This is a genomic window from Embleya sp. NPDC005971 (assembly GCF_040629175.1).
Classification (GTDB): domain Bacteria; phylum Actinomycetota; class Actinomycetes; order Streptomycetales; family Streptomycetaceae; genus Embleya.
Genome location: NZ_JBEXUX010000047.1, coordinates 62,336 through 82,464 on the forward strand (window position 1 = coordinate 62,336; position 20,129 = coordinate 82,464).

18 protein-coding genes are annotated in these 20,129 nt (G+C 73.2%); all 18 read right to left on the reverse strand.

The features are described 5' to 3' along the window. Positions 1-3 precede the first annotated feature (3 nt). Complete coding sequence (locus ABZ374_RS32925) at positions 4-4,350, reverse strand: hypothetical protein (protein ID WP_360318106.1); 4,347 nt, start codon at positions 4,348-4,350, stop codon at positions 4-6. Beyond that, entirely contained in the window at positions 4,347-4,799 is a 453-nt protein-coding gene (locus ABZ374_RS32930; RefSeq protein ID WP_360318109.1) for a GPW/gp25 family protein, read from the reverse strand. Before ABZ374_RS32930 ends, ABZ374_RS32925 begins: the two co-directional genes overlap by 4 nt. Before the next feature lie 2 nt (positions 4,800-4,801). Then, the gene (locus ABZ374_RS32935; protein ID WP_360318111.1) at positions 4,802-5,080 is read right to left on the reverse strand and encodes a PAAR domain-containing protein; all 279 of its coding nucleotides are present in this window, start codon (positions 5,078-5,080) and stop codon (positions 4,802-4,804) included. Positions 5,081-5,132: 52 nt separating this feature from the next. Then, the gene (locus ABZ374_RS32940) at positions 5,133-5,786 is read right to left on the reverse strand and encodes a phage baseplate assembly protein V (RefSeq protein ID WP_360318114.1); all 654 of its coding nucleotides are present in this window, start codon (positions 5,784-5,786) and stop codon (positions 5,133-5,135) included. Between the two features lie 59 nt (positions 5,787-5,845). Beyond that, positions 5,846-7,099 (reverse strand): hypothetical protein, encoded by a 1,254-nt coding sequence (locus tag ABZ374_RS32945; protein WP_360318117.1) that lies wholly within the window; start codon positions 7,097-7,099, stop codon positions 5,846-5,848. Beyond that, on the reverse strand, positions 7,096-7,794 hold the full coding sequence (locus ABZ374_RS32950; RefSeq protein ID WP_360318120.1) for a peptigoglycan-binding protein LysM: 699 nt from the start codon (positions 7,792-7,794) through the stop codon (positions 7,096-7,098). The genes ABZ374_RS32945 and ABZ374_RS32950 overlap by 4 nt, the downstream gene beginning before the upstream one ends. Further along, positions 7,791-8,555, reverse strand: a complete 765-nt coding sequence (locus tag ABZ374_RS32955; protein ID WP_360318122.1) for a hypothetical protein — start codon at positions 8,553-8,555, stop codon at positions 7,791-7,793. The genes ABZ374_RS32950 and ABZ374_RS32955 overlap by 4 nt, the downstream gene beginning before the upstream one ends. Positions 8,556-8,762: 207 nt before the next feature. Next, positions 8,763-8,924 carry a DUF6760 family protein gene (locus tag ABZ374_RS32960; protein WP_360318151.1) on the reverse strand — a complete coding sequence of 54 codons (162 nt, stop codon included), beginning with the start codon at positions 8,922-8,924 and terminating at the stop codon, positions 8,763-8,765. Next, complete coding sequence (locus tag ABZ374_RS32965; RefSeq protein WP_360318125.1) at positions 8,897-9,289, reverse strand: hypothetical protein; 393 nt, start codon at positions 9,287-9,289, stop codon at positions 8,897-8,899. Before ABZ374_RS32965 ends, ABZ374_RS32960 begins: the two co-directional genes overlap by 28 nt. Before the next feature lie 2 nt (positions 9,290-9,291). Continuing rightward, the gene (locus ABZ374_RS32970) at positions 9,292-9,729 is read right to left on the reverse strand and encodes a phage tail protein (protein WP_360318128.1); all 438 of its coding nucleotides are present in this window, start codon (positions 9,727-9,729) and stop codon (positions 9,292-9,294) included. A gap of 93 nt (positions 9,730-9,822) precedes the next feature. Beyond that, entirely contained in the window at positions 9,823-11,790 is a 1,968-nt protein-coding gene (locus ABZ374_RS32975) for a phage tail sheath subtilisin-like domain-containing protein (protein ID WP_360318130.1), read from the reverse strand. Between the two features lie 13 nt (positions 11,791-11,803). Then, entirely contained in the window at positions 11,804-12,718 is a 915-nt protein-coding gene (locus tag ABZ374_RS32980) for a Pvc16 family protein (protein ID WP_360318133.1), read from the reverse strand. Then, complete coding sequence (locus ABZ374_RS32985) at positions 12,715-15,453, reverse strand: DUF4157 domain-containing protein (RefSeq protein ID WP_360318136.1); 2,739 nt, start codon at positions 15,451-15,453, stop codon at positions 12,715-12,717. Before ABZ374_RS32985 ends, ABZ374_RS32980 begins: the two co-directional genes overlap by 4 nt. Then, positions 15,453-17,495 carry an ATP-binding protein gene (locus ABZ374_RS32990; RefSeq protein ID WP_360318138.1) on the reverse strand — a complete coding sequence of 681 codons (2,043 nt, stop codon included), beginning with the start codon at positions 17,493-17,495 and terminating at the stop codon, positions 15,453-15,455. The genes ABZ374_RS32985 and ABZ374_RS32990 overlap by 1 nt, the downstream gene beginning before the upstream one ends. A 308-nt stretch (positions 17,496-17,803) precedes the next feature. Further along, entirely contained in the window at positions 17,804-18,502 is a 699-nt protein-coding gene (locus tag ABZ374_RS32995) for a response regulator transcription factor (protein WP_360318141.1), read from the reverse strand. Positions 18,503-18,804: 302 nt separating this feature from the next. Further along, positions 18,805-19,071, reverse strand: coding sequence for a DUF1876 domain-containing protein (locus ABZ374_RS33000; protein WP_360318144.1), 267 nt, complete (start codon positions 19,069-19,071; stop codon positions 18,805-18,807). A 97-nt stretch (positions 19,072-19,168) separates the two neighbouring features. Further along, the gene (gene grpE, locus ABZ374_RS33005; protein WP_360318146.1) at positions 19,169-19,756 is read right to left on the reverse strand and encodes a nucleotide exchange factor GrpE; all 588 of its coding nucleotides are present in this window, start codon (positions 19,754-19,756) and stop codon (positions 19,169-19,171) included. After that, a partial coding sequence (locus ABZ374_RS33010; protein WP_360318149.1) for an Hsp70 family protein occupies positions 19,753-20,129 on the reverse strand: 377 nt, incomplete at its 5' end. The genes grpE and ABZ374_RS33010, both read right to left, overlap by 4 nt.

Here is a 20,129-nt window from a genome sequence, read left to right on the forward strand (position 1 = left end):
GGTTCAGCGCTCCCTTCCGGGCGATCGCAAGGACCGCGAACACGGCGACGCCGAAGGCGCCGTCGTACCGCCCGCGCACGACGACCCCGAAGGCGCCGAAGACCCCGGCGACCCCTGTGACGCCCCGGCAAGCCGCACCACCAGTGCGCCGGCGCACACCACCGCGTCCGCGGCCGGCCGCACCGCGTCGCCGGCCGGCACCCCGTCCACCGTCAGGTCGAGCGCGGTCACCACGTCCACCCCGGGCACCGCCTCCAGCCGCCGGGCCAGATCGGACAGGTACACGCCGCGGCCGAACGGCCATCCGGTCCCGTCCGGACCGCCGTCGAGCGGATGCAGGAAGCGGGCCAGATCGGCGAGCACCGCGCCGCGCACCGGCCCGGCGTCCCCGGCCCGGGTCGGCCGCACCGTGGCGGCGACCCCGACCGGAAAGTAGCGCGCGCCCTCGACCACCAGCCGGGCCGCCGCCGGCATCCGGGCCCGGACCGCGTCGCGCACCCGACGCAACAATTCGCCGGTGGGCTCCGGCCGGTCGCTGCCGTCCCGAGGCACCACGACCAGCCGGACCACGCCCGGCGACACCCGCCCGTGTCGGTCGCGCGCACCCAACGCGCGGGCCGCCGCGATCGCCGGGACGGTCTCCCGGGCCAGCGCGGCCACATCGGTCTCGGTCAGCGCGAGCCGGCGGTGCCGCAGCAGCGCGGGGCCGCGCCGCAACACGTCGGGAAAACCTTCGGCGTCGGTGCCGCCGCTCGCTCCGCGCGGATTGCTCACCCCGCCCACGGCCACCGCGCCGACCGCCTGGGTGATCGCGCCGGCGGGCACGTTGCCGGCCGCGCCGCCGCCGGAGCGATACACCCGCAACCGCACGTTGTCCGGCCCCACGGGAGGCACCCGTCCGTGCCCGTTCCCGCCGAACAACACCCGTCCGGTCGCGTGGTCGCACACGTACACCCGGTCGCCCGGCCCGGCCAGGCCCAGCGAGGGCACCTCGTCCCAGCGCACCCACACCGCGCCCACCCGGCCGGTGCGCGGATCGGCCACGGTGCGCAGCGCCGCGCCCGCCCGCTCGGCCAACTCCCGTTGCAGCAGCGGCAGGTCGACCGCGGCCCGGTCGCCGTCGAGTTCGCGCACCTCCAGCACGGCGCCGTCCAGCACCGGCGTGCGCAGCGTGCGGAAGACCTGCCCGGCGCTGCCGTCGGCCGAGCCGAGCAGTTCGTCGGTGATCGTCTGTACCTGCCGCACCTGCGCCGCGTTGGGCACCAGCGCGTTCAGGGTCGGCTGCGGGGGCTCGGCCTCGGCCGGGAAGCGGGCCCGGATCCAGGTGCGGGGCGTGCCGAACCGGGCCGGCGGCGCGTCGCGAAGTTCGCCGCCGGCGTAGGCGCGGGTGAGCCGGTCCCGTACGGTGAGCGTCGCCCCGTCGGCGGCGGCCACCACGACCGGCTCGCCGCCGCGCAGGTCGGTGAGCAACAGCCGGTCGCCGGGCGCGAATCGGGCGGCGGCGCCGCGCCCGAGCAGGGTGATCGTGTGGTCGGCCGCGCCCGTGACCGGTGCCCCGGGTGGGCCGCCGGTGCCGGGCCAGATCAGGCCGACCACGCCCGCCCGGGTGAAGCCCTCGGTGCCGTCGTCGGTGGCCAACGCGACCCAGCCGGTGCCGTCGTAGCCCTCCCAGGTGGGCCGTACCGGCACCGCGTCGGGGTCCTCGCCGGCGGGCTCGACGTACAGGCCCAGGCGGTCGGCGGGCAGTTCGCCGTCGAAGCCCAGATACAACGTCGGGGCGGTCTCGACCATCGGCCGAAACGGGGTCGCGCCGGAGCCGGGGAAGGCGAGGGCGGCGGTCAGGTCCGCCCACGCGTGGTCGTCGAGCGCGAGCGTGTGCCGCGGGTCGGCCGGCCCGGCGACATGTCGGTAGAACACTTCGAAGCGGTCCAGCACCGGCGGCCGGGGTTCCACCACGGGCAGGAAGTTGAGCACGCCGGACTTGTCGGTCCAACTCACCTGACGCAGGAACGAGAAGCTGCCGCGTTCCAGCCGGGCCCGCAACCAGCGGCGTTCGTCGCCGGTCACCGAGGCCGGCGCCCAGTCGTCCGGCACCGTGAAGTGCAGGGCGCCCGAGCGTTGCAGGGCCAGCACGGCGGGAGCGCCCGCCGCGCCGATCGCCCGCCAGCGGGTGCCGTCGAAGTACTCCCAGGTCACCTCCGGCGCGGTGAGCTGGTTCGGGGTCTGGGCCCCGGCGACCGCCTTGAGCAGGTCCTCCGGTGCCAGGTTCTCCAGCGCGGCGGCGATGGTACGGGCCGTCGTCACCTGGGTGTCCACGGCGGCCTTGGCGGCGTCGATGCGCGCGGTCACGTCGGTGACGAACACCTGCGGGTCGGAGCTGAGGAAGGACGGCAGCGGGGTGTCCGCCAGGTAGGGGGTGGGCGTGGCCAGCACGGTGCCCAGCGCCGACCCGAGCGCGCCGTGTGCGGCGACCACCTGCGCGTCCGTGCCGTTCGCGAGCGCCTGGGCCAGCGCGGCCCGAGGCGCGGTCAACGTGCTCGCGCCGGCGGACAGTTGCGCGGTGGCGTCGGCGGTGGCCAGGAGCAGCGCGGCGCTCGCGCGCGGGGCGCCGCCGAGCGCGGCCAGCGCGGCGGCCAGGTCGGCGGCCGGATCGGCGGCGGTCTGCGCGGCCTTGACCCGGTCGCGGGCGGAGCCGACGTTGGCGAACAGGCCCGGTTCGGCCTGCGCGGCGCCGCGCAACGAGGTCAGCGCGTCCCGCAGGTGCGCCTTGACCTGGGTGTACCACGTGGTCGGGTCCTCGCCGGACAGCGGCGAGACCACCGCTCGTCCCAGGTCGCCGCTGACCGCCGTCAGCGCGGCCAACCTGGTCGCCACGGCGCGGATGTCGGCCACCGTCTTGTCGCGGAACTCCTTGGCGTTCTGTACCCCGCCGGTCAGTTCGCCGGTGCGCTGGTCGGCCTCCTCGGCCGCGGTGCGGGGGCGGCCCACCACCACGGTCACCCGGGCGCCCGGCTTGGCGAACGCGGCGTCGCAGGCCACGTGGAACGCGCTGCCGCGCACCGGTGCCGGGCCCAGCGGGGTGAACGCCCGGGTCAGGTCCACCGCCTGCGCGTCGGCGACCGCCTTGTCCGGAACCAGGCCGGTTCGCAGGGTCAGGTCCAGGTGGGCGGGGGCGTCCAGGGCCAGCGGCGCGGTGAGGTCGTCGGGGTCGTCCAACGGGAAATAGTCCACGCCCGGCTTCGGCACGGCCGTGCCCGCGGTGAACGTGTCGGCGGCGGTCGGCGGCACGGTGACGCCGAACCGTACGGTGTGGCCCTGGTGTTCGGCCGCGACGACGACCGGGGTGTCGGGCTTCGCGGCGAGGTTCTCCTTGCCGCCCGCCGTGGTGTCCACGACGTGCAGGGTCGCCGCGTCCGGCGCCGCGGTGCCGTGCGCGGCGTGGATGGTCACCGTCGTGTCGGCACCGGTCGGCGGACCCGCGAACAGCGCCAGGCGGGCGTGCGAACCGACCGTCGCGAGCCGCAGGTGCGCCAACTCCGGTGCCACGAAGCCCGGCCGCCCGCTCAGTTGCGAATCCAACCGGGCCCGGAGCCAATACGACTCGGTGCCCGAGACGGTGGTGGCCACCGCCGTCGCACACGGCGCGACCAGACGCACCGTGCCGGAGCGGGTCAGGCCCAGAGTCCCGTCCCGGGACGCGTCGTCGCCGGCGCCCCAGGGCGCGAACGGCCGCCAGGCCGTGCCGTCCCACCACGTCCAGGTGATCCGCAGCGCGGCCGAGGCCGGCCGGCGCAACGCGATGGTGATCTCCACCGTCGCCCGCCCGGCGAACGCCAATAGCGTCTCGTGCGCGAGGTACAACTCCCGTACGGCGGGCCGCAGTCCGGTGAACAGCGTGACCGGGCGGCGGGCCGGCACGTCGGCCGAGTGGTCGGCGGCGGCGTCCGCGCCCGGGTCCAGGCTCCACACCTCGACCAGCGGCGCGCCCGCCAGCGCCACCGTCTCGCGGGTCTCGAAGATCAGCGGCGCGTCCTGTCCGGGCACGGTGGCACCCAGCCGCGACCCGGCGCTCACCCGGGCCCCGCTCACCCCGGGCAGCGCCTGCAACAACACGGTGCCGGCGGCGCCCTGCGCGGGCAGCAGCGACACCCCCACCAGGTCGAGCAGCGCGGCCAGTTGCCGATCCGGCAGCGCGGCCAGCCGCTCCTCCAACGCGGCCAGCAGCGCGCCGAGCCCGTGCGCCACGCCCATCGACGGTCCGCCCGGGGTGGGATGCCAGTCGGGCACCCACCCGGTACGCGCGGCCAACAACGCGGCGACCACCTCGGCCCTACTGCGCGGCGCGCTCACGTGGCCGCCCCCTCGTGCAGATGGAACGGATAGACCAGGTTGTAGAAGGTGTTGGTGGCCCGGATCCGGTAGTCGATGCGCACGTCGAGCCGACCGGCCGCACGATCGGCCACCGACACGTCCACGCCCAGCACGTCGATCCGCGGCTCCCACGCGGTCAAACCCTGTTCCACCCGCAGCCGCACCAGTGCGGCGGTGGCCGCGGTGACCGGCTCGAACAACATGTCCTCCAGTCCGGCCCCGAAGTCGGGCCGCATCACCCGCTCGCCGCGCCGGGTGCCCAGGATGAGCAGCACCGACTGCCGGACCTTCTCCGGCCCCGCCGCCTGGGCCGCCTCACCCAGCGGGTCCAGCCGGGCCGGCGCGGCCCAGCCCCGCCCCAGCACGGCGGCATCGTCGGGCGTACGCCCCACCGGGTCGGGGGTCGCCGGAGCGGTCGGTTCGGCCACCGTCAACCTCCGATCAACACGGTCGGCACACCCGCCACCACCGGCGCGCCGCAGCCCGCCAGGTCGCCCTGGCGCAGCGCGCCGCGCCCCCCGACGAGCACCGTCGCGGAGCCCTTGGTGAACGGCGACGGCGGGTGCACGGCGGGTGGTGGGAACGCGCACGCGTGCATGTCGCCCTGCACGGCGGCGGGCAGTCCGCCGATCAGCACGGTGGGCACGCCGGGTCCCGTGACCAGGCCGGGGTGACCGGTGGGGTCGGTGACACGCGCTGCTGCGGGCACGGGCGGCCTCCTTCAGGGTGATCGGACAGGGGCAACGGCGAACGGGAACAGGTCAGTTGATCTTCACGATGGCGCCCTGGATGCTGCACGTCGCGGCGGCCTGGATGTCCGCGCGGGTCGCGTTCGCGGACAGACCGTTGCCCGCCTTGACGCTCACGTCCAGGCCGCTCACCTCCACCGAGCGGGTGCCCGAGACGGTCACCGCGCCGGACGTGCTCAGCGAGATCTTCGCGGCGCCGCCGGCCACGGCCAGGGTGATCCCGTCGACGGCGAGCTCGATCGAGTGCCCCAGCGCGTGGGTCAACGTGATCGACTGCACGAGGTCGTCGATGACCACCTCGTGGCCCACCGGCGTGCGGATGGCCCGCTTGGTGACCGAGTCGGTGGGCAGGTCCACCGGGGGACGCGAGGTCATCGTCCACAACCCCCCGAGCACGTACGGCTCGCGCACGTCGCCGCCGCGGAACGCGACCAACACCTCGTCGTCCGGTTGCGGCATGAACCACACCCCCGAGCCGGAGCCGGCCACCGTGGCGCACACCCGCGCCCAGGGCTCGACACCCGGCAACCACGCGTACTTGACCTGCACCCGGCCGGCCCCGGTCAGGTCCAGGTTGTCCACCACCGTGGCGGGCGCCACGCCGGTCACCCGCGGGCTGTCGGACTCGTGGATGTCGTCGAGGGCGTCGAAGAGCGGTTCGAACATGCGGTCCTCCCAGGAATCGAGCGATACACGGCAACGGGTCGAGGCGGGCGGGCGGTTGTTCACGAATTGGGCGCCGGCAGCGACAACAACCCGCCCTGGACCCGCACCGCGCCCTGGGACGCGGGCGGGATGCCGCCGAACCAGATCTCCTTGCGCAGGTCGAACGAGGTGCGATAGCCGCCGCCGTCGAGGGTGTGCTGCGCCGAAACCACCCGCCACAGGCCGCCGAACGTCTCCCCGACGCCCTCGATCCGCAACACCCGTCCGGCGGTGATCCGCGGATCGCCGACGCACGTCCCACTCGCGGTGACGCGCCGGTTCAACCTCGGCAGCAGCTTGGACACGATCAGCCGCGGCGCGGTGGCGATGGTCACCGGCTCGTCGACCAGGAGCACCTCGCGGGCGGGCCGTGCGTCCGCCGCCCCCGGAGCGTCGCCGGGCGGCTGCGCGAATCCCGGTGTCACCGCGATCGCGAGCGCCTGACGATCCCAGTCGTAGCCGACCGAGACGGTCAGTTCGAGCCCGATCTCCGGTCGCCACACCCGCACCGACACCCTCGCGACCTGGCCCACCGTACTGATCCGCGGGGTGAACTCCATCAGCGAACGCCCGTAGCGCAAGGTCACGTCGGAGGAGAGGTTCCCTGCGGGCGACATCAACCGAAGCACGAAGCCTGCCGGTTCCGCGTCGTGGTCGACGATCAACTCCCACGCGTTCTCCACCGCGATCTTCTTCAGGAAGTCGAGCGTGGTCTCGGAGTGTTGGCGGCGCACCACCCGTTGGCGCATGCTCGGGTCCTCGATGGTGGCCACCACGTCCACCACACCCAGCGCCGCGGACAGGAACGCGCCCAGCGGGTCGAGCAGCGGCACCATGCCGTGTTCGACCGCGAGCAGCGGCGCGACCACCAGGTCCGGCAGCGGAATCACCCCGAGCTTGGGCACCGGTACGCCGAACCAGCGTGCCGGCGAGGCGGCGGCGAGTCGGGTCCGCCGGTCCTGCGCGACCACCCGCAACATCGGCATGCCGTCGGAGGGGAAACTCGCCTCGGTGCCCACGACTTCGCCCACGAACAGCCGGCTCGGCTCGTCCGGCGCGTAGCCGAGCGCGATGCTCACCTCGGTGTCCAGCCGGAACAGCGGGTCGTCCAGCCAGCGCAACCCCTCGTTGGCGAGCGACACCTCCAGCCGATCGGCGTCGCCCATGCCGGTCTGGCAGACCACGCCGGTGACCGAGCCGCGCAACGCCGCCGGCGCCGGCCGGCCGGCGAAGCGCAGCCGCATCTCCGGGGCGTACTGCGGGAACGCGCTCATGCGGGCACCTCCCTGGGCGGCGCGTCGAAGACCTCGTTCGTGGCCGGGTCCCGATACGGCAGGCGGGGCAACTGAAGTGTCGCGCCGACCGGCAACACCCGCGGATCGTCCAGGCCGTTGTGCAGCGCGATCGGCCGCCACGCGGACGCCGAGCCGTACTCGCGCCAGGCGATCGACTGCACACTCTCCCCGGCGACCACGGTGTGTGCCTTGGTGTAGTCCGAGGTCTGCCGCTTGACCTCCTTGGCCTCCATGTCCACATTGCGGAACTCGCTGAAGGAGACCGTCAGTCGGGCCCGCACCGGGGTGCCGTCCGGCTTGAACATGACGAACTTCTGTACGACCCGGGTCAGCACGCACGTGAAGGTCAGGCCGGCCCACGCGAACACCAGCGGCGGCGGCGCGTGCAACGTGGGATCGATGTCCATCAGATCCACGATCCGCCGGACCAGGATCCGGACGTCGCTGCCCGCGCCCGCCTGGTCGTTCGCCTCCAGCGAGTCGAGGAACAGCTCCATCTCCAGCGTCTGCGCGTTGCCGTGCACGAACTGCACGATCGGCGCGGACAGCCCCGGCACCGGGAGTTGGGCATAGGTGGTGTCCCGGTTGATCGTGTAGTCCTCCGGATTGAACAACACCCGGGTACGGGCCCCGGTGACGCTGTTGGTGATCGTCGCGCGTTCCATCACGGTCATCGGCTCCACCCCCGACGTTCCCGGCGGGCCAGCACCCGACGGTCGATCTCCCGGACCACCCCGTCCACCAGGCGCGGCAGATCGGCCGAGGTGAGCGCGGGCGCCGGCGCGCCGGGGCCGTACGCCTGATCGCCCCGCGCGCGCACCGACGGGTCGGCCGGCGCGGGCTGCCGCTCGGCCGGGGTCGGGGTCGGCGCCGGGCGGCCGGGCAGCGCCAACGTCAAGCCACCGCGCGGGCCGCGGCTCCGGCCGGGCGGGGCGGCCGACCCACCCGCACGCGGGGTCGCGCCGGGCCGGCCCGGTTCCTCGATCCGCCGACCGTGGTCGACGCCGTGCTCGTACAACTCCCGCGTCACCCGCGCCCGTTCGGCCACCGCACGACCGGGCCCCGCGAACGCGGTCCGCAACACCGGCGCGGGCAACCGACCCGATCCGGCGGCCGGCGCGCCGAACGACCCGCCCGGCTGCGGGCCGCCGAGCGCGACCATGCGTGGCACGCTCACCCGCACGTCCAGTCGCACGTGTGCGCAGCGCCGGATGTCCGGAGCGACCCCGGGCGTCGGACGCGGTGCGCGCCCGAGGGCCGGACGCGGCGGCAGGTGCAACACCAGGCCGACCCCGGGCGACCAGGGCTCCACCCGGCCGGCGGCCCGATGACCGGCGATGCCCTCGGCCCGGGACCGGACGCCGGCGAGCATCGCCGCCGAGGCGGATCGGACCGGCCATCCGGCCGATGGTGCGGGTGCTGCCGTGACGATCACGGTCTTCTCCTTTCGCGGTAGGTATCTCGCGGTGCGGGTCTCGTGGTGCGCGGTTGTCGGGTGTGCGGTACTCGGCTCGGTGCCCGGTGCTCGGTGTGCGGTCCTCGGTGTGCGGTCCTCGCCTCGAAGTCGGCGGTCGGTGCCCGGTATTCGCCCCGGCGACCGATGTGCCGTCCTCGGGAATCGCCACGCCCGGTGCGCCCGGCGCTAGTTCGCCTCGTTGAGGCGTTGGTTGATGGCCGACACCCGCTCCACCCACCGACGGCGCTCGCCGTGGTCGAGGCCCATCAGCTCGGCATGCGACCAGTGCAGGTGGTAGGCGACGAAGGCGATCTCCTCCCTCAGCCGATCGACCGGATATCCACGGATCCCCCCAGGCGCTCGTGGCCCGGACGGACCTCCTCACCGCAGTTCGGGCAGGACCCGGGTGCCGAACGGACCGGCTCGTCCACGGTGTTGATCCGGTTGTAGAGCTCCTGGAGATGCGCCAGGTCGGCGGCGAACAGGGTCTCGATGGTGCGCGGCGTCACCGTCTCCACGCCACCCACCCGGATGACCACCCGGCTGAGCAGAATCACCGACAGGTAGGCCGGATTGCGCTGCACGCGCGGGTCGGCCAGCGGCAGGATCTCGTCGGCGGCGGTGGCCAATCGCATCGTGCCGTCGCGATGCAGCGCGCCGTCCTCGCCGAGCAGCCCGATCGGCAGGGTGAAATCGTGTTCGATCTGCAGCATCGTCACTGGACTCGCACCAGACCCTCGTGGACCAGTTCGAGGGCCTCGATCGCGATGTCGTCGGACTCGGCGGTCAGCGGCGGCGCGGTGTACTTGGTCGGCCAGGCCCGGACGAAATTCCACCGCGCGGTCACCACCCCGCGCCGATCCAACAACAACACCGCGCCGTTGCGCCGCAGGATGTCGCCCTCGACGATCTGCTGATGCCACTCGTACAACTCGGTGTCGGTGGTCATGCCCCACTTGAGCATGATGTTCGCGTACTTCGCCTGACCGGGGAACTTGTACGGGGTGATGTTCCACCCGCCCTCGCGGTGCTCGATCACGTCCACCGTCGCGTCGAGGCCGGTCACCTCGTGGAACCCGACCCGGATGATGCCGTCGAGTTCGACCTTGAAGTTGAAGTTGACAAAGGGATCCTGGATATCGCCCGTGCTCACGGCGTCCTCCGCTGCCTGTCCGTTGCCGATCCTGGGTGCCCGCGAACGGGCCCGCCCGCGGTCTGGTGCGCGCCGCCGCGCGCGGCCGGCCCGCTACTGTTCGCTCACCTCCGCGCCGCCGTCCCAGATGCCGATCCGGACCACGATGAACTCCGCCGGATAGACCGGCTGTACGCCGACCTCGATGTAGAGCAACCCGAGTTTGCGGGTGCCGGGCGGATTCAACGCCTCGTCGATGCGGACGAAGAAGGCGTCCTTGGCCTTGGCGCCGAACAGCGCGCCGTCCCGCCAGACCCGGGTGAGGAATTCGGTGAGGGTGTGCCGGAGCCGGCCCCACAACTCCAGGTCGTTCGGCTCGAACACGGCGCCGCGCAGCCCGAGTTGGATCGACTCCTCCAGGAACAGGAACAACCGCCGCACGTTGATGTACTGCCAGTTGCGGTCGCCCGTCGTGGTCCGCGCGCCCCACACCACCGGCGACCCGCGTCCGGGCAGGATCCGCAGCGCGTTCACGCCGTCCGGGTTGAGCAGGCCCTGATCCGCGTCGCCGAGCCGGCGTTCCAACCCGAGCGCACCCGCGATGCCGACATTGGCCGGGGCCTTGTGCACCCCGCGGGTCGCGTCGGTGTGCGCGTAGATCCCGGCGATGTGCCCGGACGGCGGCTGGAGCACCACCGCCGCCTTCGACGGGTCGCGGAGCTGGATCCACGGGTAGTACAACGCCGCGAAGCCCTTGTCCAACGCGCCGGTGAGCTGCGCGCGTTGCGCCTTGACGGTGACCACGTCGACGCCGGGCGCACTGTCCAGGATCGCGAAGCGGTCGTGGAGCGACTCGCAGTGCTCGACGATCGCCCGCTGCGCGCCGATGTCGGTACAACCCGGGGCCAGGACCAGCGAGATCTCGTCGATCGGCCGCAACAGCCGCAGATGCTCGTCGATCCGCCCGGCGACATCCGCCCAGGACGTCGCCGGGGCGTCGGCGACCGCACCCGCCAACACGTACGTCCCGGCCTTGGGCCGCGGATCGCCCGCCGGCGTCGGGGCGTTCGCCGGAATCACGATCCGCAGGTAGTTCGCGGGCACCGCCGGGCCGCCCCACCAGCGCGGATGCGAGGCCGTCGTGGACAGGTTCGGGTAGGTGGCCACGCTGCCGTCGCGGTCGGTGACGGTGAGGTCGAACTCGGCCGTGGCCACCCGGGTGGGCCCGGTCAGCTTGTAGGTCTTGGTGAGCGGCCTGCGCAGGGTGATCGCGTCGTTGGTGACCGCGGCGACGATCCCCCACTCGGTGCTGGTGCCGTCGCCGATCCGCACCGACGAGCCGACCGGTACCAGCGGGCGCAGCGCGACACCGGCCGGCACGGTGAACCGCAACACCGTGTCGCCGGCGACCGGATCGGCCGAGGTCACCGTGCCGCCGACGAAGTCGATCGTGCCGGACAGACCCTCGTCGAGCACGATCGTGTCCGGCGCCTGCACCGACTTCACCCGCAGCGTCCGGGTCTCCGCGCCCTTGGCCACCGACACCCGTTCACCGGCGGCCAGACCGTCGACCGCGTTCACCGTGAGCACCCGCCGGGTGGCGTCCACGGCGGTGATGTTCGCCGTCCCGCGCACCACCGGCAGATCCGTCCCGGCGCCCGCCGCGGTCAACGCGGCGGCCAACGCGCTCGAATCCACGATCCGCACCGAACCACCCGCGCCGTCCGGGCCGTCCACCAGCGCCACCGCGCGAGCCACCGCCGGTGCGCCCGTCGCGCGACCCGGCAGATCGGCACCTGCGGGTGCGGCGGTGCCCACCCGCAGCACGAAGCACTGGGTGCCGCCGTTGCGGAAGAACCCGTCCACCGCGAGCGGCAGATAGTAGGGCACTTCGCCGCCGTCCACCGGCGGCCCGAACAGCGCGGTGAACGCGTCCGGGCTGGTCACCAGGGTGGGTTCGGCGATCGGCCCCTGTGCGCTGATGCCGATGAACGCCGCGACACTGGTCGACACGCCCTGGATGGGCGCGGCGGGCTCGGTCTCTTCGATGTAGACGCCGGGGTACGAGACCTGCACGGCCATGGCGGGTGTCCTCTCAGGTGAAGCGCAGTTCGATCAACGCGTCGGGTGAACCGGGGACCTGGACGTCGGCGGGTGCGGGCGGCGGCAGTCCGGCGGCGGTGACCCGCGCCAGGTAGGCGCCCGGCCGCAGGCCGACGAGCACGAAGCGCCCGTCGTCGCCGCTGCGCACCCGTGCCACCTCGCGGCCCGCCGGGTCCGCCAACACGACGTCCGCGTCCGGCACCGGGATCGGCGGCACCGCCGGGCCGCCGGTGGCGTCGAGCACCAGGCCGCCCACGTCGGCGAGTTGCTCGCCGGCACCGGTTTCCCCCGGGACGGCGTCGTAGGAGGTCAGCACCGTGTGCACGACGCCGTCGAGCCGCCGATCCGGTTCCGGGACCGGCATGGTGACGATCAGATACACGGCCGGCCGCCACGAGGTGGCCCGGCCGACGGTGCCCCAGAACTCGGCGAGCTTGCCGAAGCCGTCCGGCGGCACCACCTCCACCGGCAGCTCCGCGTCACGCAACGTCGAGGGCAGCTTGGCCAGTTGCTCGGGTGTCAGGATCGCCGAGGCGACCATCGGGTCCGCGTCGAGCAGCAACGTCAGGACCGCACCGAGCACCGTGTGCTCCTGCTCGGTGGCGGGCATCTGGGCACTGTCCTTGGCCGCGTTCCACGCGGTGATCAGGTAGTGGCAGCGGATCCACGCCGGCTCCCGGCGGTCCACGATCCCGGCGGGGGTGCCGACCCGCCGCCGGATGTTCATCCGCCGATGCCGATCCTCGCGCAGGTCCACCAGCGCACAGTTGACCCACACCCCGGTACTCGCGCCGACCCGCTGTCGCCAGTCGTCGTCGGGCGGCTGAAACCCGATCCGCGCACTCGTCAGCCCGGGCACCCCGGCGACCAGCGTCTCCCGAATGATCAGGTCGAGGATGTCGATCACGGCTTTTTGCCCTTCGGGGAGGCCGGTTCGAAGACGAGGGCCTCGTTGTCGGGCGCACCCTGCCACCAGTAGGTGATCCGGCCTCCGGTGCGGTTCGCGGCTTGCCGCATCGCCCGCACACAGGGGCCGCAGGGGTCGTACTGGCCGATGATGTGCATCGTCTGCCCGGGCTTCAGCGGGATCTCGTGCACCGCCTTGAACTCGGTGTGGCTCTCGTCGTTGGCCTGCCGCATCCCCACCTCCGCCCGCCGCGCCTTGCCGACACCACCGCTGTGAATCGTCGTCCCGTCCCGCACCAGGAGGCCGGTCTCGTCGTCGACGACCACCACGTGCGCCTGGTGCGGAGGCCGATATTCGCTCGCCCTTTCGCGCTCCACGTCGGCACCCGAACGTCGCCGATACCGCTCGGTCAGGACCGCCCCGGCCACGGAATCGCCGCTCTTCTCCAGAGCCGCGAGCACGCGGTCCGACTGGCCCTCGTAATACGTCTTCAGCCGGTTGTAGGTGTCCTCGTCCGAGAAGATGCCGGCGCGCGACTCCTTGGCCCGGGCCTTGGCCTCCTTGAGCTGCTGCCGATGAGCCTGCTCGGTCGTCTTCGGTGCGGCTTTCGCCGATGCGGCCCTGTCCGCAGCCGCCTTGCGGTCGGCGGCCTTCTTCGCCGCGGCCTCCTTTCGGGCCGCGGTCGCCGCCTTCTTGTCGGCGGCCTTCTTCGCGGCGTCTTCCTTCCGGGCCGCGGTCGCCGCCTTGCGGTCGGCAACCTTCTTCGCCGCGGCCTCCTTCCGAGCCGCCGCAGCCTCTTTCCGGGCCCCGGTCGCCGCCTTGCGGTCGGCAACCTTCTTCGCGGCGGCCTCCTTCCGAGCCGCCGCAGCCGCCTTTCCGTCCGACGCCTTCTGCGCCGCAGCCGCCTTGGCCTTTGGGACGGGAGCCTTCGCCGGGGCCGGCGCAGCCGTCCCCGCGCCGTGTTGCGCCTCTCCGACGTCGGCCGATCCGGAGGCGGCCTTGGCCGGAGGCACCGAGGGTGCCTTCACCGGTGCCTTCACCGGCGCGGCCTTGGGCACCGGAACCTGCTCGACCGAACCCGCCGAACCCGCCGGCCCCGGCTCGGCCTTCGCCGAACTCGCGCTCGTCGCGCCGGCCTGCTCAGCCGTACCGGCCGCCGGGACCGGCGTCACGGCCTGCGACGTGTGCCCGGTGCGCTTGGCCGCGGCCTTCCCCGGAACGTTCGTGACAGTGGGCTTCGTACCGCCGGCCTTCGGCGCGGCAGCCGGCACCGCGGGTGTCGGCGACACGACGGCGGGCGCGGTCACCGGTGGCGCCGGCATGTCCAACGGAGTGCGCGGCTCGCCGCCCGAGCGTGGCTGCGTCGGTGCCGTCGATTCCTCCTTGCCCGCCTTCGGCGAGCCGGCCGCCGGTGCCCCCTCACCACGAGCCTTCGCAGTCCGGCTCAGCGCGGCCTGCAGAAGAATCTGGTGCAGCAGAGCCAGGACGGCCTTCGCCAAGTCCTTCGCGTCCTGCTTGAGCGCGGCGTCCCGGTCCGCTCCGGGCGCCCGCGCCCAGTCCTGCGCCATCCGCACCACCAACGGCTTGAGCGTCACCCCCGCCAACGCCAGGTCGATCAGCAGCCGGGCGATCTTCTTGTTGGCACCGCCCGCGCGCATGCCGGCCACGGTGAGCACCGCGGCGACCACGGCCGTCCAGAATTCCTCGGTGGGCGACCCACCGTGCGGAATCCTGTTGAAGGCGTCGATGATCGGCTTGATGGCACCCACGATGTTCACCGCGGCAAGCGCGGTCTTGACCACCTCGACGTCGAGCGCCGTGAGCACGACCTTCGCGCCCAGTTGCCCGAAGATCTCGTACAACTCCCGATCGGTGAACAGGTCGTCGTTCTGCGGCCTCGTGGTCCCGAAGGTCTGGTCGTACTTCTTCTCGACCCAGTCACCGCCTGCGGTGACCAGTGGGGCGATGGTGGGTGCATGGGTCGTCGGATCGACCAGATCGACCGTCTTGGCCCAGTCGCGCACCGCGTCCAGCACCGGCGCGCCGGCCAACGCATCGGATGTGGCCCGCACCCGTGCCCGGTTCTCGGCGCTCAGGTCCAGGTCCGACGTCACCCTGTCGACGGCCTGCCCCCGCAACTCCTGCACGCTGTACACGAACCCGACCAGGGTGTCCGGGATCCCGGCCAGTTCCAGCAGGACTCCCTCCGCCATGCCCAGGTTCTGCATGTTGAGGGCACGCGCCTCCGCCTTGGCCGCGGCCTGGTCCTCCTCGCCCTTGGGTGCACGCGACACCCCGGCCGCCGTACCGCCCGCAACGGGCGCGGACAGTCCCGCGGCGGCCCGCGCGCCCGCGCCGTGCGCGGCGCCCTCGGCGGCGGTGCCCGACGGGTGCACCCCGTCCGGCCCGGGCGCCGGGCCACCGCGCCGCTGCTGGAGCACGTGCGCGAGTTCGTGACCGATCAGCGCCCGCCCGGCCGGCGAGTGCGGGTCGTAGCGGCCCGGCCCGAACACGACGTGCCGACCCACCGCGTACGCCTTCGCGTCCAGGCGATCGGCGGACGCCGCCGCCTCGGCGTCGGTGTGCACCACCACGTCACCCAGCGACGCACCGAACGAGCGCTCCATCGGAGCCCGTACCGACGCGTCCAGCGGCCGGGCGTGCTCGGTCCGCGACTCCAGCGCGGCGGGCAGGTGCGCCCCGGCGCCGCCGCCCGCCTTCGGGCCCGACGCCATCAGAGCACCCCGAGCGCGACGGGCGCCGGTGGCAGGGGCCCGATCTTGTCGTACTCGCGTGCCATCGCGCGCAGCACCGCGGCCCGGTCCAGGACCCGCCCGTCGGCTGCCGCCAAGTGCGCCGCCGCGACCGCGACGTTGTGGATGTGGCCGCCGGAAAGCGGGTAGTTCTCCGCCAGTTCGGCCAGGTCCACGTCGACGTCGCGCGGCAGCGCGGGCGGCCAGACGCCCTGCCAGATCCGCCGCCGCTCGGCGACCTCGGGAAACGGGAAGTGCACGCAGTAGGTCAGCCGCCGGATGAACGCGTCGTCCATGTGGTGCAGCAGGTTCGTGGCCAGCACCGCGAGCCCGTCGTGATCCTCCAACCGCTGGAGCAGGTAGGCCACTTCCAGGTTGGCGTAGCGATCCCGCGCGTCGTGCACCTCGCTGCGTTTGCCGAACAGCGCGTCGCACTCGTCGAACAGGAGCACCGCGTCGGTGCGCGCGGCGGCGGTGAACACCGCATCCAGGTTCTGTTCGGTCTCGCCGATGTACTTGGACACCACCGACGCCAGGTCCACCCGATAGAGCGGCAGTCCGAGCCGGCCCGCGACCAGCCGCGCGGCGAACGTTTTGCCGGTGCCGCTGGGCCCGGCGAACAACACCGACACGCCGCGTCCCTGGCCCGGCCGCGCGGCGAATCCGTGTTCGTCGAGCACCGTGCGATGGGCGCCCAGATGCGCGCACACGTCGTGCAGCCGCTCGCCGACGTCGGTCGGCACGACCAGCGCCGACCAGTCCTGCGATGTGCTCAACCGGGTGGCGAGCCGACCCAGTTCGCCGCCGGTGACCCGCGCGGCCACCTCGGCCGCCTCGGTCGCGGCGATCCGCGGTTCGCCGCCCGCCTCGACCCGTCCCCGGGCCCTGGCGGCCACCGCGTCCAGGGTCTGCCGCAGTTCGGGGCCGGCGAGGTGGGTCCACCCGGCCAGTGGATCGGCCCCGACACCGCCGGTGACCCGCACACCCCACTCGGCCAGCGCTGCGGTGAGGCCGCCCGGGCCGCCCGTCGCCGGCGCGCGCCGCACGGGCAACGAGACCACCCGCTCGGCCGGCACCTCCGGCCCGGTCGGCGCGAGCGAGTCGGGACCGCCGATCACGACGGCGTGCGGGAACCGCTCCCATACCGACGCGGCCGGCGTCAGCGTGTGTGCGTCCACCACGAGCACGGCCTCTCGCAGGATCGCCTCGGCGGCCAGTCCGCGCACCAGGGCCGGGTCGGTCAGCGCCTCCGGTCGTACGGTCAACGCCCGACGACCGGCCCGGGACACACTCCACCAGGCCAGATCCAGACCCTGCGCCGGCGCCGCGCCGTAGAGGTGGGTCAGCGTCGGGTCGTCCCCCGCGAGCCGGCCGACCAACACCTCGGCGGTCTCCGGATCGGCCACGCCGGCGGGCACGTAGGTGTCCAGGGTCGCGAACGGCACCAGTTCGTCGGCCAGTCGGGCCACCGCGAAGATCCGCCGCAACAGCACGGCCGAGGGCCGCACGGCGCTCGCGTACGAGGGCCCGGAGCCGGTGCCGAGCGGCTCGACCATCCCGCAGCGCACCAGTGGCCCCGCCGACGAGAGCCGCACCGCGACCGTCGCCCGGTCCGCACCGTTCGCACAGCACAACCGGGCGAGCAGGTCGAGCGTCGGGTACGGCTGCCCGGGATCCCGCTGCAGCCACCCGATCACCCGACCGAACGCGGGGTCCAGGTCGGGTGCGAGCGCCAACGCCACGACGGCCAGATCGAACGCGTCGAAGCCGTGGCGGGTCAGCGGCATGGCGATGTGCGCGGGCAACGGTGGGCCCGTTATTACTGCGGGCTCCGGGCGCGGTTCGTCCGCCAGCGCGGCGAGCACCTCGCCGTACGACGGATAGAGCCGCTCCAGCGAACTCTCCTCGGGCTGCCGGTCGATCGCCGCCACGGCCCGGGACAACACGTCCGCGATCCACCGCTCCAGGCCGGAGAGGTCGGGAATCGCGGATGCGCTCGCGGCGATCGAGGCGGTGGCGGCCATGTCGCGATCCTTGATCATCGGCCGGGAGCACGTCATCCACCCGAAAGGACGATCTTTGCCGGCCCGGGAGTAGATCCGCGGTGGACCGCAGACGTCGCCACCTCCACCCGAGGTGGAGATCGAGGTCCACCCCATCGAAACCGGGCCCGACTTCCGAACGGACCGAGGCCGGTTGCGGATGCCCGTCCGCCGGGCGTCCACAACCGGCCGCGGAGCGCGCACATCGCCGGCAGGCGCGCGCACGGCGTGCGCGCGCCCTGGGTGTATCCACCGGGGAACTTCAGGACACGCCCTACGGCACATCCACTTCAGGAGCGCTTCTGCCCACCGTCGACCGGCAGTTCGTGATCCGGCGCACGCCGGGTGCGCACCGAGCGCAGCAACATCGCCGCGGCCTCGCGATGCGGCACTCCCAACTTGCGCAGTACCGCGTGCACATGGGTCTTGACGGTGGAGAGGCCGATGGACAACTGCCGGGCGATCTCGTGATTGCTCATCCCCTCGGCCATCAGGAAGAGGATCTCCCGTTCGCGCGCGGTGAGCGTCTCCGGCAACGCGGGCACCCCGCGCTGCGCACCGATGGCGGGCGACTGCACCCGTTGCAACAGCAGCGCGGCGATCCGCGGACTGCACGAAGCCTCGCCACGCACCACGCCGACGATGGCCGCGGCGGTCTCCAACACGGAGTACTCCAGCCCGATGAAGCCCGCCACCCCGGCCTCCGCGGCGGTGATCACGTCGTCGCGCGCCTCGTCCACCCCGAGCGCGATCAGTCGGGTCTCCGGCGAGCCGTGCCGAATCGCGCGGATCGCCGCGATGCTGTCGGGCGTCGCGAGATCGAGCAGGAGTACCGAGGGGCGCAGACGGCGGGCGCCGGCCACCGCCTCGGAGGCGGAGCCTCCGGAGCCGACCAGGCGCAACGCCGGTTCGTCGGCGAGTGCGCGCATGGTGGCTTCGCGATAGATCCGGACCGGGGTGATCACGACTACCTCGATCGCCGCACTCATCGGCTTCTCACTGCCCCCCGCCGTCGCACGCACACCGGGCGATCGCGCGCCACCCTCCCGCGCTTCCCTCGCACGGGGTGCCGCATCCGGTGACTGTGACCATCGACCGACCACACACGGTAATCGACTGGTCGCGCTAAGAGTACCGCCGCCGTCGACCCCTCGCCACAAGCCCCACAACTCCGGGGCGGTGGCGCAAAATCCGCCGACGCGCGGCACGTCGACACCCGCACGATCGAACCCCCGCCGATCGCGCCGCCGCCGATCGCGCCGCCGCCGGGCCGACCACCCGGATCCGCGAATCAGGAGAGCGACTGCACCGGCCGCCGAGTCGTCGTCTCGATCTCACCCGCCGCCTTGTCCAGCAACTGCCGGGTCAGATCGGTCAACGCCCGGGCCGCCGCGATCTCCTCGCCGACCTGCGGCTGATCCGGGTCCTCCGGGAAGCGGCTCGCATGGGCATGCGAGCGCATCTCCGTTCCGTCCCGCAGCCGAAGGAGTGCGGCGGCCTCGGTGCGCTTGCCGTCCTCCTTGAACTCCATCTCGATGTGCCATCCGACGATCTGCATGAGTGTCGCCTCCAAGCCCCCGATCCGATCGGTGCCGGTCGTCCCCTCCGCACCGACATGGTGCGACCCGCGCACCACGATGCTCCGCTCCCTTCCGTCATCCCGATCCGGGTTCCGCGTCGTCCGCGACCCGGCCGGCCGACGCCGGGTCCTCGCCCGCCCGCCCGTCGCCCGCCGGCGATCCGGTCACGGTGACCCGGGCCGGACGCAACAACCGATCACCCACCCGGTATCCGGGGGTGTGCACCACCGAACAGATCGGCGGATCCGTCCCGGGCTCGCCCCGAAACGCCAACGCGTCGTGGATGTACGGGTCGAACTCGTCTCCGACCGCGCCGAACCCGGACAATCCCAGCGCCGCCAGCGTGTGCTCCAGCGCCTCGACCGCCCCGGCCACCCCCGGGGTCACCGCGCCGGCGGCACCGGCCCGGTCGAAGTCGTCGACCACCGGCAACAGCGGCGTGAGCACATTGGCCAGCGCGACCTCGCGCATCGCGAGCCGATCCCGCCGCACATGCGCCCGATAGGTGTCGTAGTCGGCCTGGAGCCGCCGCAGTTCGTCCGCTCGCTCGCCCAACTGCCCGCGCAGCGCCGCGATCTCGGCCAACAGAGCGGCCAGGATCGGCGATTGCGGACGTTCGACGGGAACCGGCAACAGCCCCGGGCCGGTGGAGGTCCGGTTCATCCGGTACCACCTCCCCGCTTGTCGTCGTCGACGATCTCGGCATCGACCACGTCGTCGTCGGCGTCGGTGCCGGGTCCGGCTCCGGCGCCCGCTCCGGCCGCGCTCTCGGCGCCGGGCTGGGCGTTCGCGTACATCGCACTGCCCATGCGTTGGCTGATGGTGCCGACCTTCTCCGCGGCGTCGCGGATGGCGGCCAGGTCCTCGCCCTTGAGCGCGTCCTTGAGCTCGGTCAGCGACGTCTCGACCTCGGTCTTGACGTCGGCCGGCACCTTGTCGCCGTTGTCCTTGATGAACTTCTCGGTGGTGTACACCAGTTGCTCGGCCTGGTTGCGGGTCTCCGCGGCCTCGCGACGCTGGTGGTCCTCCTCCGCGT

What these genes read in the sequence shown, in the direction of transcription:
- grpE (WP_360318146.1), bottom strand. Translation starts at nt 19,756, where the DNA reads ATGAACCGGACCTCCACCGGCCCGGGGCTGTTGCCGGTTCCCGTCGAA.
- ABZ374_RS32990 (WP_360318138.1), bottom strand. Translation starts at nt 17,495, where the DNA reads ATGGCCGCCACCGCCTCGATCGCCGCGAGCGCATCCGCGATTCCCGAC.
- ABZ374_RS32975 (WP_360318130.1), bottom strand. Translation starts at nt 11,790, where the DNA reads ATGGCCGTGCAGGTCTCGTACCCCGGCGTCTACATCGAAGAGACCGAG.
- ABZ374_RS33000 (WP_360318144.1), bottom strand. Translation starts at nt 19,071, where the DNA reads ATGCAGATCGTCGGATGGCACATCGAGATGGAGTTCAAGGAGGACGGC.
- ABZ374_RS32965 (WP_360318125.1), bottom strand. Translation starts at nt 9,289, where the DNA reads ATGCTGCAGATCGAACACGATTTCACCCTGCCGATCGGGCTGCTCGGC.
- ABZ374_RS32940 (WP_360318114.1), bottom strand. Translation starts at nt 5,786, where the DNA reads ATGTTCGAACCGCTCTTCGACGCCCTCGACGACATCCACGAGTCCGAC.
- ABZ374_RS32995 (WP_360318141.1), bottom strand. Translation starts at nt 18,502, where the DNA reads ATGAGTGCGGCGATCGAGGTAGTCGTGATCACCCCGGTCCGGATCTAT.
- ABZ374_RS32985 (WP_360318136.1), bottom strand. Translation starts at nt 15,453, where the DNA reads ATGGCGTCGGGCCCGAAGGCGGGCGGCGGCGCCGGGGCGCACCTGCCC.
- ABZ374_RS32945 (WP_360318117.1), bottom strand. Translation starts at nt 7,099, where the DNA reads ATGAGCGCGTTCCCGCAGTACGCCCCGGAGATGCGGCTGCGCTTCGCC.
- ABZ374_RS32950 (WP_360318120.1), bottom strand. Translation starts at nt 7,794, where the DNA reads ATGACCGTGATGGAACGCGCGACGATCACCAACAGCGTCACCGGGGCC.